This is a genomic window from Roseateles sp. GW823-FHT07B05 (assembly GCF_058794515.1).
The window spans coordinates 69,393-82,459 of record NZ_JBXAGX010000011.1 but is presented as its reverse complement, the minus strand read 5'-3'; the positions used below and the strand labels follow the sequence as shown (position 1 = coordinate 82,459).

The following is a 13,067-nucleotide window of genomic DNA, read 5'->3' as shown; positions in this document are numbered from 1 at the left end:
TCGTATACTACCTTTTTTATAATAGTAGTATAGAGGCGCGGTCTCGCGACTTGAAGAAGCTTCCCAGGCTGTTCGCTCCCAGCGCAACAGCGCATGCTGCACGCTTGCATGCCCCTTGTCAGCAGATCTACCGCCGACTCAGCCGCAATGGCAGCCATCTCCTGCTTGATCTGAACCTGCGGCTGCGCAACTCGGCCGTGCTGGAGTTGGTGCTCAACCTTTTTGCTTCATTGCGACGGGACTGCGAGTGCACCCTGCAAACGGCACAGTCAGCTGGCTGTCTGTCTCAAATGAGGTGCGCTCTGCATTCAACAGGAGCAACCTCCGCAGTGCCTCCTCATCCGGCACTTCCGAGGCGTAGTCAGACCAGCCGCAGGCTTCAGCGACCGCGCGGTCCAGCCCTTCATGGGCGTCAACGAGCCATTGAGGCCGCGTGTTGTACAGATTGGTGCTCGGTCGACATGCGACCGAGTTCGAGCTCAACCGCAAGCAGCATCGCCTCGCGACCTTCAACACGCTGCCGCACCTGGACACCGCGGAGACGAGGGAACTGGCCACGCACGCCTGACGGCGCCGTCATGGCTCTCCTGCCATCGCCCTCACGGTGCCACGCGGCCCGGGTTGGTGCGCCACTCCAGCGGTGACTTGCCCGACCAGCGCTTGAATGCGTGCCTGAAGCTGCTGGCGTCGCTGAAGCCCAGCGCGGCGGCGATGTCCTCGACCGACAGCTGGGTCGTGCGCAGATAGTCCAGCGCCAGCGCGTGGCGCACACGCGCCAGCAGCTCGCTGAATGACGTGCCCTCGGCGCTCAGCCTGCGCCTGAGCGTCCGCGAGGTCATGCACAGCGATGCCGCGACGGCCTCGATGCTCGCAAACCGCCCGGGTGTGCGCGTGAGCTCCTCGTACACCCGGCGCGTCAGCCCCGCCTGCCACGAGATCTGCGTCATCAGGCGCTCGCAGGTCTCCGACATCTGCGCGGCAGTGATCGGGTTGGCCATGTGCGGCGCGCGCTCCAGCCAGGCGCGCGGGTAGTGCAGCTGGTTCACGTCCTGGCCGAAGCGTACGGGGCACTCCAGCATGCGCGCCATTTCCTCGGCATGGGGGGGCTGCGGCAGCGCGTACAGCACCTCGGTCGGCACGCACCACGGGCCCATCACATCCTTGACGAGGGTGAGCGTGATCGCGAACTGCATGTCCAGGAAGCAGGCGTACTCCGCGGCGCTCAGGCCGAGCACCGCCACGTCCTCATGGCGGGGCAGCTGCCAGATCGCCACGCTGCCCTCCTCCAGCAAGTTCATCGGCATCACGGGCGTGCCCAGGTCCTGGTAGCGCAGCGCCATTTCGAAGCCCTGGCGCATGGTGTTCGCGCACAGCATCGCGTAGCCGTACAGCCCATAACTGCTGACATGCATGCGTTGGCCGGCGAACAGGCCGAGCAGTGGGTCGGGACAGAGCCGGACCGCGTTGCGCCCGACGGTCAGCAGCTGCTGCACGGAGGTCAGGACGTCGGGGTCGCGGATCTGATCGAGGCTGAGGCCGGTGTCCGCCAGCGCGGCATCGCCGGCCACGCCGCACTCGGCCAGAGCCCGCACGACGCTCAGGATCTTCAACGGCGCGTAGATCTTCTCGCGCTGCCGGGCCGCGACATGGACCGGGAAGCCGGGAGCGGGCGGTACCTGCTTGGCGGCAGGACGAGGGGCGATGGGCATGGCACCGGGCAGGTTGGGACCAGCGAAGGATGTTAAGTGCCCGCCGTGACGACCCGGCGCGGTGAGGCCCGCGAACTTGTCCGATCCGATGCGCGGGCTGTCCGAGTCTGACTTTGTGCGCGGTGCCTGCCTGAACAGAATTCCTTTCGTGCTGCGCAAGCCCGCGCAAGCAGACCGTCCTGCACCCACGTGAAGCCGTCGGCACCCGCCGCCGGTGCAGGCCGTGCCGCAAACGCCGGCCCACCGGACCACGGACCACCCTGGATGTACCGCCATGAACCCTGACCCCGCCGCCACGGCACTGCCCGCCCCGACAGCCCGGCCGCTCGTGCGCGCGGCGGCGGCCGTGCTGCTCGCGCTGACCCAGGGTTTCGGTCTCTATCTGGTCACCAACAACCTGGGAGACATCCAGGGCTCGCTGGGGGCCACCGCCGCCGAGGCCAGCTGGCTCACCACGGCCTACTTTGCGACGGCGATGTGGGCCACCCTGCTGGTGACGAAGATGCGCCTGCATTTCGGGCTGCGCGCGTTCACGGTGGCCAGCCTGTGGCTGTTCCTGGCGATCAGCGCGCTGCATCTGCTGACGGACACGCTCGGCTCGGCGGTCGCGGTGCGCGCGGCGCTGGGCCTAGCCGCCGCGCCACTGAGCACGCTGGCGGTGTTCTACATGATGGAGGCGCTGCCGCAGAAGCTGGCGCCGCTGGCGCTGCTGATCGGCTTTGCCTGCCTGCAGCTGCCGGGGCCGCTGAGCCGCGTGATCTCGCCCGACCTGCTGGCGGCCGGGCGCTGGCACGGCCTGTTCCTGCTGGACGTGGCCCTGGCCGCGGTGAGCGTCGCGGCCATCCACGCGCTGCCCTTGAAGCCGCAGCCCCGCCAGCCCGCCTTCGAGGCCGGCGACCTGCTGCCCTTCCTGCTCTACGCCACCGGCCTGGCCCTGCTGTGCGTGACCGTCTCGCAAGGCCGCCTCGCCTGGTGGACCGACGCGCCCTGGCTCGGCGTGTGCCTGGCCCTCGGCATGGCCTGCCTGGCGCTGTACGTCCTCGTCGACCTCAACCGCAGCAACCCGCTGCTCGACCTGCGCTGGCTGGCCCGCCCCGACATGCTGCGCTTCGTGCTGGCCGTGCTGCTGTTCCGCATCGTGCTGTCGGAGCAGACGGTGGGCGTGGTGGGGCTGATGTCGGCGCTCGGCCAGTCCAACGTGCAGATGCAAGGCCTCTTCGCCCTGGCCAGCGCGGGCCTGCTGGCCGGCTTCGTGCTGGCGGCCGTCATGGCGCTCAGGCGCCGCGTGCCGCTGCTGTCGGTGGTCGCTGTGGCCCTGGTGCTGTGTGCCGCGTGGATGGACAGCCGCGCCACCGCGCTGAGCCGCCCCGAGCAGTTCTACGTCAGCCAGACCCTGCTGGCCGTCGGCCTGGGCCTGTTCTTCTCCGCGTCGCTGCTGCAGGGCTTCGGCCCGGTCATCGAGGACGGCGGGCGCCGGCTCGTGAGCTTCCTGGCCGCCTTCAGCGCCGCGCAGTTCATGGGCAGCCTGCTCGGTTCGGCCTGGGTCGCCACCTGGGTCGCCCGGCGGCAGTCCTTCCACTACGCGGCGATCGTCGAACGCCTGGGCATCGGCGACCCCCTCGTGGCCCAGCGCCTGGGCCAGCTCGCGGGCTCGGTGGCCCGCTTCGTCACCGACCCCACGGCGCGCGCCCAGCAAGGCCTGGCGCTGCTGCACCAGCAGGTCGGCCGCGAATCCGTCGTGCTGGCGTACGACGACCTGTTCGCCAGCACGGCGGCATTGGCCGCGGCCATGTTGGCCTGGCTCACGGTACTCGCCATCCGCGGACTGCGCCGCCAGTCCGCCGCCCGCCCCTGAAACCTCCGCCACCATGCGCAAGTCCCCCCACCTCGCCAACATCGCCATCGCGGCCGCGGCCCTCGGCGCCATCGCCTTCGTCCTGCACGCCTGGCAGCTCCCGCCCTTCCACGGCGACATCGAATCCACCGACAACGCCTACGTGCGCGGCAGCGTGACGGTCATCGCGCCCAAGGTGGACGGCTACGTCGCCGAAGTCCTGGTGCGCGACTTCGCATCGGTCGACGCCGGCCAGGTGCTCGTGCGGCTGGACGACCGCAACTTCCGGCAGCGCCTGGCCCAGGCCAGGGCCGCGCTGGCGGCGCAGCAGGCCAACCTGGCCAACATCGCGCAGACGCGCCGGGTGCGGGAGGCCGGCATCGCCAATGCGCAGGCCCAGCTCGCGGCAGCCGAGGCTCAGCAGGCCGGTGCGGCCGCCCAGCTCGGCCGCACCCAGGCGGACGAGCGGCGCACGCGCGCCCTGGTGGAGGACGGGTCGGTGTCCCGGCGCGAGCAGGAGCAGGCCGAGAGCGCGCTGCGCCAGGCGCAGGCCGCCCAGCGTCAGGCGGACGCGCATGCCGACCAGGCCCGCGCCGCCATCCAGGTGGCGCGCCAGGAGCTGCGCTCGGTGGACGTGAACCAGCAGGTCATCGAAGCCGCCATCCAGGGGGGCCAGGCGAGCGTTCAGCTCGCCGAGATCGATCTCGAGAACACCCGCATCCGTGCGCCGCGCGCGGCCACCGCCGGCGAGATCGGCGTCAAGCTCGGCCAGTACGTGACGCCGGGCACCCAGCTGCTGGCGCTCGTGCCGTCCCAGGTCTGGGTGGTGGCCAACTTCAAGGAGGCCCAGGCAGCCCGCATGGCGCCGGGCCAGGCGGCGCGGCTGCAGGTCGACGGCCTGGGCCACGCGCAGCTGCAGGGCCGCGTGGAGCAGCTCGCACCGGCCATGGGGTCGGAGTTCAGCGTCATCCGTGCGGACAACGCGACCGGCAACTTCACCAAGGTGCCGCAGCGCCTGCAAGTGCGCATCGCCGTCGACGCGAACGACCCGCTGGCCAGCCGGCTGCGCCCGGGCATGTCGGTGCTCGCCGAGGTGGACACGGGCTCGCACCAGCCATGAAGCCACATCGCACCCCCCTGGCCGTCGCGCTGGCGGCCGCCCTGGCCCTGGCCGCCTGCGCCGCTCCCCCCGTGCCGCCGGTCACTCCACCCACGCCGCCAGCGGGCTGGCGCCATGACGCCGGCACCGCCGCGCTGCAGCAGGACTGGTGGCAGGGCTTCGGCGACGCGACGCTGGCGCAGCTCATCCGCGAGGCGCTGGCCAACAACCAGGACCTGCGCCAGGCGGCCGCCCGCGTGGCCGAGGCCCGTGCGCTGGCCACCGCCCAGCACGCCGCCTTCTGGCCCGCGCTGGACGCCGGCATCGGCGCCGGCCGCTCGCGCAGCATCAGCGACGTCACGCTCAAGCCCTACCTCTCCACGGGCCACCAGGAGCTCTTCCAGGCCAGCTACGAAGTCGACCTGTGGGGCCGCATCGACGCGCTGGCCCGTGCCGCCGACCAGGGCGAGCAAGCCAGCCGCGCCGCCCGCGACGGCGTGGCGCTGAGCGTGGCGGCCAGCGTCGCCCAGGCCTACATCGGCCTGCTGGAACTGGACGCGCAGGTGGACCTGGCCAGGCGCCTGCTGGCGTCACGCGAGCGCACGGTGGCGCTGGTGCGCCAGCGCCGCGACCAGGGCCATGCCAGCAACCTGGAACTCGCCCAGGCCGAGGCTGAGCTGCATACCGGCGTCCAGGCGTTGCCGCAGCTGTCACGCGCCCTCGAACGCCAGGAGGCGCAGCTCAATCTGCTGCTGGGCCGCCCGCCCGGCCGGGTGGCGCGGGGCGGCGGCCTGGCCGACTTGCGCTCCTGTGCGCTGCCCGATGCGGGCCTGCCTTCGGAGCTGCTGCGACAGCGGCCCGACATCCATGGCGCCGAGCTGCAGGTGGCCGCGAGCGATGCGCAGCTGGCCGCCGCGCGCACGCAATGGCTGCCGTCGCTGCGGCTCAACGCCAGCCTCGGCCATGTCGGCGCCAGCGTGCTGCGGGGCGACCCGTTCACGATCTGGAGCCTCGGCGGCAGCGTGCTGGCACCGATCTTCAACGGCGGCCGGCTGCAGGCGCTGGCCCAGGCCAGCCAGGCGCGCCGCGACCAGGCGCTGGCGGCCTACGAGCGCGCCGTGCTGGGCGCGTGGGCCGAGGTCGAGGTCCAGCTCAACAGCCACGAGCAGCAGCAGATCCAGCTGCGCGAGGCCCTGGCCCAGCACCAAGCGCTGGCCGAGGCCCTGCGCATCGCCGGGCGGCGCTACCGGGAGGGCTATGCGTCCGCGCTGGATGAAAAGCTCGCCGAGCGCCAGCTGCTCGGCGCCGAGCAGGGCCTCGTCGGCCTGCAGTCCGGGCTGCTGCAGACGCAGGTGGCGCTGTTCCGCGCGCTGGGCGGTGGCTGGTCGGGGGTGGCACCGTGACGGGCTGGCTCGCACGTGGCGCGGGCGTGGCGCTGGGCCTGCTGCTGGGCGCCTGCTCGACGGCGCACTACGCGGTCAACCCGCCGCTGGCCCAGGTCGACCCGCAGCGCGGCTACCGGCTGCAGCGCTTCGTTGCGCAAGACCCGGACGACAGCCTGCTGCTGCACCTGTCCTTCTCCGGCGGCGGGCTGCGGGCGGCCACGCTGGGCCTGGGCGTGCTGGACGAGCTGCGCGACACCCCCATCCACTGGGCGGGCCGCGACGAGCGGCTGTTCGACCAGGTCGACATCGTCATGGGCCTGTCCGGCGGCAGCATGCTGGCCGGCGCGCTGGCCATGGGGGGCGAAGCCGGCCTCGTGCGCTTCGAGGACGCGCTGCTGCGGGGATCGCCCCAGTCGGACTTCGCCCGCAGCCTGCTCTCGCCGGCGACGCTGTGGCGGCTGAGCTCCCCCAACTTCGGGCGCAGCGACGCCTTCGAGCGCTTCCTGGACGAGCGCGTGTTCCAGGGCACGACCTTCGCCGACCTGAGCGAGCACCCGCGCAAGCCCTTCGCCGTCATCTACGCCTCCGACATGGTCAACGGCGGCCGCTTCGAGTTCGTGCAGGAGCAGTTCGATTTCCTGTGCAGCGACCTCGGCGGCGTGAAGCTGGCGCGTGCGGTGGCGGCCTCCAGCGCCGTGCCGCTGCTGCTGAGCCCGGTGACGATCTGGAACCACGTGCGCGGCGCCCCCGGCGACGACTGCGGGCCGCCGCTGCTGCGCCGCGCCGCCCGGGCGCAGCCCGCCGTGCTGAACAGCCGGCGCCTGGGCGAGCTGGAAAGCTACCGCGAGCTGCAGGCCGGCGGGCCGCGCCGGCCCTTCATCCACCTCGTGGACGGGGGCCTGGCCGACAACGTCAGCGTGCGCGGCCCGACCGACTACATCGGCCAGTTCGGCGGCATCGTCCGCAGCGCGCGCTTCGCGGGCTACCGGCGCCTGCGCCGCGTCGTCTTCATCGTCGTCAATGCCGAGACCAGCGCCCGCACGCCCGAGGACCTCAGCCCCCAGGTGCCGGGGCCGCTGCGCACGGCGCTGGCGCTGGCCGACATCCCGATCAACCGCAACTCCGACGTCGCGCTGGACCAGATGCGCGCCACCGTCCAGGCCTGGCGCGAGGAAGTGCACAACGCCCAGGCGCGCGGCGAGGACACGCCGTTTGCCCCCGACGTCGAGTTCCACCTCATCGAGGTGGGCCTGGACGCGCCCGACGCCGCGCTGGCCGAGCGGCTGAAGGCCATCCCCACCTCGCTCGAACTGCCGCCGGCCGACGTCGCGCTGCTGCGCGCGCACGCGCGGCAGCGCCTGCGCGCCGCCCCCGAGTTCCGCGCCATGTTGCGCAGCCTGCAAAGCCCCGCGTCCCCCGAATGATCCCCATGCCCATCGACCCGCCGTGGCTGGCATCCGGCCTGCAGTTCCTCGCCCATCTCAGCCTGGCGATGCTGCTGGGCTGGATCGTCGGCTACGAGCGCTTCTTCAGCGGGCGCGCCGCCGGCAGCCAGGTCTATTGCCTGGTGGGCGCCACCTCGGCCGCGGTCACGCTGCTGGCCGGGCATCCCGGCCTCTGGTACGGCGGCGTCGACCCCGGGTCGGTTGGCGGCGACCCCACGCGGGTCATCGGGTCCATCCTGACCGGCATCGGCTTCCTGGGCGCCGGCCTGATCGTGCAGACCGGGCTGAACGTGCGCGGGCTGACGACGGCAGCGTCCATCTGGGGCGTGGCCGCGCAGGGCATCCTCGTCGGCGTGGGCCTGTACCTGCCGGCGATCGCCCTGACGGCGCTGTCCGTCGTGGCCGTGGAACTGCTGCCCTGGCTGGAGCGCCGGCTGCCTGCCCGCACGGCCTTCACCAGCACGCTGAAGTTCCGCGCCGGCTTCCAGCCGCGCATCGAGGTCGTCCAGGCCTTCCTGGTGGCGCGCGGCCTGCGCATGCCGCCCAACACCATGACCGTGAAGTTCAAGCACGGGCACTTCGAGATCGACAGCCTGATCTTTGCCGACGGCGGCCCGCGCGCAACCACGATGAGCCAGGTGGCGCTGGAGCTGTCGGCGCTGCCCGAGATCGAGTCCTTCGTGATGACCCGGTCCAACCGCGAGTAGCCCATGCCGGCCCGGCTTGCCCACCTTCACTTCCAAGGAGTGCGTTCTTGAGCACCGTCAGCATTCTTCTATCGGCCTTCGTCCTCTCGGTGGCGGCGCTGCTCTTCTTCATCTGGACGCAGCGGCGCGGCCTGTTCGAGCGCAGCGCCGGCGCGGGCGAGGTGATCTTCGCGCCCGGCGAGATCGGCCAGGTGGAAGACCCGGCCGCCGGGGTCACACCGCCGCTGGCCAACGAGGAGCTGCTGCGGCGCGCCCAGGCCGACGCGTCGACGGCGCCACTCGTGTTCTTCTTTCTGTGCTGTGCCTTTGCGTGGCTGCTGGTGGCGTCGGCGGCGGGGCTCACCGCCTCGATCAAGCTGCATGAGCCGGACTGGCTGGCGTCGCAGGCCTGGCTGACCTTCGGCCGCATCCGCACCATCCACCTCAACGCGGTGGCCTACGGCTGGGCACCGATGGCGGGCCTGGGCATCGCGCTGTTCATCATTCCCCGCCTGCTGAAGACGGAACTCGTCGGGGCCCGCTACGCCTTCCTCGGCGCGGCGCTGTGGAACGCCGCGCTGGTGGCCGGCCTGGGCGCTATCGCCGCCGGCTTCAGCGACGGCCTGGAGTGGCTGGAAATCCCCTGGCAGATCGACATCCTGTTCGCCACCGGCGGCGCGCTGGTCGGCCTGCCGCTGGTGCTGACGCTGCTCAGCCGCCGGGTGGCGCACCTCTATGTGTCGGTCTGGTACATGGGCTGCGCGCTGTTCTGGCTGCCGGTGCTGTTCGTGGTGGCCAATGTGCCCGGCCTGCATCGCGGCGTGGAGCAGGCCGCGATGAACTGGTGGTTCGGCCACAACGTGCTGGGCCTGTTCTACACGCCGCTGGCGCTGGCCTCGGTGTACTACTTCCTGCCCAAGGTCATCGGCCGGCCGGTGCAGAGCTACAACCTGTCGCTGCTGGGCTTCTGGGGCCTGGCCTTCTTCTACGGCCAGGTCGGCGGCCACCACCTGATCGGCGGGCCGGTGCCGGGCTGGCTGATCACGCTGTCCATCGTGCAGAGCGTGATGATGGTCGTGCCCGTGGCGGCGTTCACCGTCAACCAGTACCAGACGCTCAAGGGGCATGTCGGCGAGCTGCGCACCTCGCCGACGCTGCGCTTCATCGGCTTCGGTGGCCTCATGTACACGGCCTGTTCCGTGCAGGGCAGCCTGGAGGCGCTGCGCAGCGTCAACGCGGTGGCCCATTTCACGCACTTCACCGTGGCGCATGCCCACCTGGGCCTGTATGGCTTCGTGACGATGGTGTTCTTCGGCGCCATCTACTTCATCACGCCGCGCATCTGCGGCCGCGAGTGGCCGTCCCGGGCGCTCATCGCGCTTCATTTCTGGCTGGCTGCCGTGGGCATCACGGTCTATTTCGTGTCGCTGACGGTGGGCGGCTGGCTGCAGGGGCTCGCCATGCTGGACGAGAGCCGGCCCTTCATGGACTCCGTCACGCTGACGCTGCCCTACCTGAAGGCCCGCACGGTGGGTGGCGCCCTGATGGGGCTCAGTCACCTCGTGTTCGCCCTTCATTTCCTGATGCTGCTGGTAGGGCGGACGACGGGCCGCGCCACGCCCACGCTGCTGGCAGCGCGCTGAGGAGACCCGCCATGCACAGTGAAACCCGATTGATTGCCGGCGGCATGACGATGCTGAGCATCGCCACCAGCGCCCTGGTGGTGGTGCCCTACCTGACCGTGCGGGAAGTGCGCGCGCCAGAGGCCCTCAAGCCCTACACCGCGGCGCAGCTCCGCGGGCGGCAGGTCTACATCGCCAACGGCTGCGTCTATTGCCATTCGCAGCAGCCGCGCGCCAGGAGCCTCGCGCCGGACCATGCCCGCGGCTGGGGGCGCGCCAGCGTCGCCTCGGACTACGCCCATGACACCCCCCACCTGCTGGGCACGATGCGCACCGGCCCGGACCTGTTCAACATCGGTGCCCGCCAGCCCAGCGAGCAGTGGCACCTCGGCCACCTCTACCAGCCGCGGGCCTATGTGCCGGCAAGCGTGATGCCGAGCTATCCCTTCCTGTTCACCACCAAGGCCCGGCTCGAGCGCGGCGACGTGCAGGTGCAGCTGCCGCCCGGCGAAGCGCCCCCGGGCCAGCTCGTCACGGCCAACGCCGAGGCGCTCGACCTGGTCGCCTACCTCAAGGCGCTGGAACACACCTATCCGGTGGCCGACCTGCCCGCCAGGCGCTGACCCTCTGGAGCCCCCATGACACCCGACCCACAGATCTCCTCGCCCCAGCAGCGCGAGCACCCCGACCCGCGTGAGCAGAGCCACCCGGTGCCGTGGCCGATGCGGCTGCTGCTGGCGCTGCTGCTGGTGTTCTGCATCGCCTACATCTGCGCTGCGGAGATCGAGACGCCGGCGGCCTGGGGCGATGGCCGCTCGGCCGCCGAACTGGGCGGCGGCCCGGCGCCCGGCACCGCCAAGGTCGACGGCGCCGCGCTCTTCGCCGCCCTGTGCGTCGCCTGCCACCAGGCCAACGGCCAGGGCCTGCCGGGCGTGTTCCCGCCGCTGGCCGGCAGCGAATGGGTGCAGGGCAGGGCCGGCACCGCCGCCGCCATCCTGCTGCACGGCGTCACCGGCAGCCTGTCGGTCAAGGGCGTCACCTACCAGGGCGCCATGCCCGCGTTTGGCGGCCAGCTCAGCGATGAGCAGATCGCCGCAGTCCTGACCCATGTGCGCGCCCAGTGGGGCAACACGGCGGCGCCGGTCAGCGCACAGGCCGTTGCGCAGGCGCGTGCCGAGCACCAGCAGCGCACGGCACCGTTCGCGGGCGACAAGGAACTGCCGGCTCATGACTGACCGGCCGGCCCCGTCGGGGCACCTCGGCCTCACGCTGCTGGCCTGCGCGCTCGTGGCTGCGGCGTTCACCGCGGCCACGTGGCGGCTCACGGCCGGCTTTGAGCACTGGACCTTCGAGGCGCTGCGCCGGCAGGCCGCGCTCGCGGGCGCCATGCCGTTCCCGGCCTTGGACCTCATCGACGCCCAGGGACGACCGCTGCACCTGCCGGCGGCCGGCACGGGCCAGGTCCTGGTGGTGGATTTCATCTACACGCGCTGCGAGTCCGTGTGCCAGGCCCTCGGGGCGGAGTTTCTTCAGGCACAGCAGCAGATCCGGCGCGCTGCTGCGGGCCAAGCGCAGCGCATTCGCCTGCTGTCCATCTCCATCGACCCCGAGAGCGACACCCCGTCGGCGCTGGCGGCCTACGGCGCACGCCACCGCGCAGATGGCGCGGTGTGGGCCATCACCGCTCCACGGTCGGTGGATGCGGGGAGGCAGGCCCGCCGGGCGCTGGGCGTCATCGCCGTGGCCGATGGCCGCGGCGGCTTCGTGCACAACGGCGCCATCCACGTCGTCGACCCTCGCGGCCGTGTGGCCGGCATCTTCGACACGGCCGACTGGCAGCGTGCGCTCGCGTTGGCCCGCCAGTTGGCGGCAGGCCGGCCATGAGGCGGTGGCCGGCCGGCGTGCTGCTCGTCCTGCTGCTGGCCACGCCAGAGGTGCGAGCCGCGCTGGAAAGCCGCATGAGCCTGCACATGGCGGTCGAACTGCCGCTGCTGCTGCTGAGCGGCTGGCTGGCCGCCGGCGCCGCGCCAAAGCGCTGGCGGTGGCTGGCAGGGATGGATGCCGACGGGCTGCTCGCGGCAACCATGGCGGCTTGCGTGCTGGCGGTGTGGATGCTGCCGGCGGCGCTCGACCTGGCCCTGCTGGAGCCTGGCGTCGCACTGCTGAAGTACGGCCTGTGGGCCTGCGCTGGCGCGCTGTTGCGCCAGGCCCGTGCGCGCCATGCGCCGGTGGCCGCCGCGTTCTTCCTGGCCAATGCGGCCTGGATGACGGCCACGGCGGGGCTGCTCTACCTCGATGCCGAGCAGCGGCTCTGCGTCAACTACCTCATCGACGACCAGCAGGCGGCCGGGTTCGCGCTGCTGGCCTGGAGCGTCGCGTTGGGGACCATGGCGCTGCTGGCCTTGCGGCCGGTGCTGGGCGCAGGCGCGCAACCCGACGCCGTTCAAGCGCTGGCGCCGCCCGCGCGAGCGGAAGCGGCGCCTGCCGCTCAGCGTGCCAGACGCCGCCGGCGGGCCTGCACGGCCAACAGCAGCGCCACGCCCGTCAGCGCGAGCGATGCGGGCTCGGGCAGCGTGCTGCCGCCGCCACCACCGCCCGCGCCACCGCCGCCGCCGCCACCGTCGCAGCCGGGCGTCGAGCAGGCGCTGAACACCATGTTGCGCGACAGCAGGTCGCCGCCGATCTCGTAGTGCCCGGGCTCGTAGTTGCTCTTGGTCGGGTCACCCTTGGCGTCGACCCAGTGCGTGAAGCCCACCTTCAGGTGCGGGCCGAGGGTCGGATCGATCGCCAGCGTCGTGCCCACCAGGTCGATCTGGAACAGCATCTCGTGCGCCAGCGCGATGTCCGGATCGGCATCCAGGCAGATGCCGCCCGAATTGCCCCCCAGGCATCCGTTGCCGTTGAGCTCCTGCGTGGAGAAGTTCCACACGCTGGTGGTGAACGGCGTGATGGTCGTGACCGTGGCGCCGGTCAGCCCGGCCAGCGCGCCCAGGTCCTTGAAGCCCAGGAAGCCCAGGTGGGTTTCCGGTCCCCAGTTCCCTGTCGCGTTCTCCGCGTTCGTGATCTTGATGGTGAAGGAATCGGCGTCGAGCTGGTTGAAGTCAAAGCTGACGCCCTGCGATGACAGCACATAGCCGGCCTGCGCCGAGGCACAGACCAGCGACAGTGCGACAGCACAGAGCCGGTGTATCGAATTACGCAACATGGTGCCCTCCAGGGTGTCCCGTCCGTCGGTGGGTGCAGTCAGTGATCATGGGGTTCCGGTCACTTCCTTGGTCGATGGGTGT

Annotated in this window: 12 protein-coding genes; 10 read left to right on the top strand and 2 right to left on the bottom strand. The window is 71.5% G+C overall.

Annotated elements, in window-relative coordinates:
- Positions 1 to 433: 433 nt before the first annotated feature.
- Positions 434 to 568 (top strand): hypothetical protein, encoded by a 135-nt coding sequence (locus AC1Q7O_RS21085; protein ID WP_492660395.1) that lies wholly within the window; start codon positions 434 to 436, stop codon positions 566 to 568.
- A gap of 31 nt (positions 569 to 599) precedes the next feature.
- Here the strand turns inward: AC1Q7O_RS21085 and AC1Q7O_RS21080 are convergent, their stop codons facing one another.
- Positions 600 to 1,709: an AraC family transcriptional regulator gene (locus AC1Q7O_RS21080; protein ID WP_492660394.1), complete on the bottom strand. Its 1,110-nt coding sequence runs from the start codon at positions 1,707 to 1,709 to the stop codon at positions 600 to 602.
- A 274-nt stretch (positions 1,710 to 1,983) separates the two neighbouring features.
- On the opposite strand from AC1Q7O_RS21080, the gene AC1Q7O_RS21075 reads away from it, so the two are divergent.
- From AC1Q7O_RS21075 to AC1Q7O_RS21035, 9 genes are read left to right on the top strand one after another with little or no spacing between them, the layout of a single operon-like run.
- On the top strand, positions 1,984 to 3,564 hold the full coding sequence (locus tag AC1Q7O_RS21075) for an MFS transporter (RefSeq protein ID WP_492660393.1): 1,581 nt from the start codon (positions 1,984 to 1,986) through the stop codon (positions 3,562 to 3,564).
- A 13-nt stretch (positions 3,565 to 3,577) separates the two neighbouring features.
- The gene (locus AC1Q7O_RS21070) at positions 3,578 to 4,663 is read left to right on the top strand and encodes an HlyD family secretion protein (protein ID WP_492660392.1); all 1,086 of its coding nucleotides are present in this window, start codon (positions 3,578 to 3,580) and stop codon (positions 4,661 to 4,663) included.
- Positions 4,660 to 6,045 (top strand): efflux transporter outer membrane subunit, encoded by a 1,386-nt coding sequence (locus tag AC1Q7O_RS21065; protein ID WP_492660391.1) that lies wholly within the window; start codon positions 4,660 to 4,662, stop codon positions 6,043 to 6,045. The genes AC1Q7O_RS21070 and AC1Q7O_RS21065 overlap by 4 nt, the downstream gene beginning before the upstream one ends.
- Positions 6,042 to 7,451: a patatin-like phospholipase family protein gene (locus AC1Q7O_RS21060; RefSeq protein WP_492660390.1), complete on the top strand. Its 1,410-nt coding sequence runs from the start codon at positions 6,042 to 6,044 to the stop codon at positions 7,449 to 7,451. Before AC1Q7O_RS21065 ends, AC1Q7O_RS21060 begins: the two co-directional genes overlap by 4 nt.
- Positions 7,452 to 7,456: 5 nt before the next feature.
- On the top strand, positions 7,457 to 8,179 hold the full coding sequence (locus AC1Q7O_RS21055; protein ID WP_492660389.1) for an MgtC/SapB family protein: 723 nt from the start codon (positions 7,457 to 7,459) through the stop codon (positions 8,177 to 8,179).
- Between the two features lie 47 nt (positions 8,180 to 8,226).
- On the top strand, positions 8,227 to 9,801 hold the full coding sequence (locus AC1Q7O_RS21050; protein WP_492660388.1) for a cbb3-type cytochrome c oxidase subunit I: 1,575 nt from the start codon (positions 8,227 to 8,229) through the stop codon (positions 9,799 to 9,801).
- A gap of 11 nt (positions 9,802 to 9,812) precedes the next feature.
- On the top strand, positions 9,813 to 10,403 hold the full coding sequence (locus AC1Q7O_RS21045; protein ID WP_492660387.1) for a cbb3-type cytochrome c oxidase subunit II: 591 nt from the start codon (positions 9,813 to 9,815) through the stop codon (positions 10,401 to 10,403).
- Positions 10,404 to 10,418: 15 nt separating this feature from the next.
- Positions 10,419 to 11,015, top strand: coding sequence for a c-type cytochrome (locus tag AC1Q7O_RS21040; RefSeq protein ID WP_492660386.1), 597 nt, complete (start codon positions 10,419 to 10,421; stop codon positions 11,013 to 11,015).
- Positions 11,008 to 11,664: an SCO family protein gene (locus AC1Q7O_RS21035; protein ID WP_492660385.1), complete on the top strand. Its 657-nt coding sequence runs from the start codon at positions 11,008 to 11,010 to the stop codon at positions 11,662 to 11,664. The genes AC1Q7O_RS21040 and AC1Q7O_RS21035 overlap by 8 nt, the downstream gene beginning before the upstream one ends.
- A gap of 604 nt (positions 11,665 to 12,268) precedes the next feature.
- On the opposite strand, the gene AC1Q7O_RS21030 is transcribed toward AC1Q7O_RS21035, so the two are convergent.
- The gene (locus AC1Q7O_RS21030; RefSeq protein WP_492660384.1) at positions 12,269 to 12,985 is read right to left on the bottom strand and encodes a PEP-CTERM sorting domain-containing protein; all 717 of its coding nucleotides are present in this window, start codon (positions 12,983 to 12,985) and stop codon (positions 12,269 to 12,271) included.
- Positions 12,986 to 13,067 lie beyond the last annotated feature (82 nt).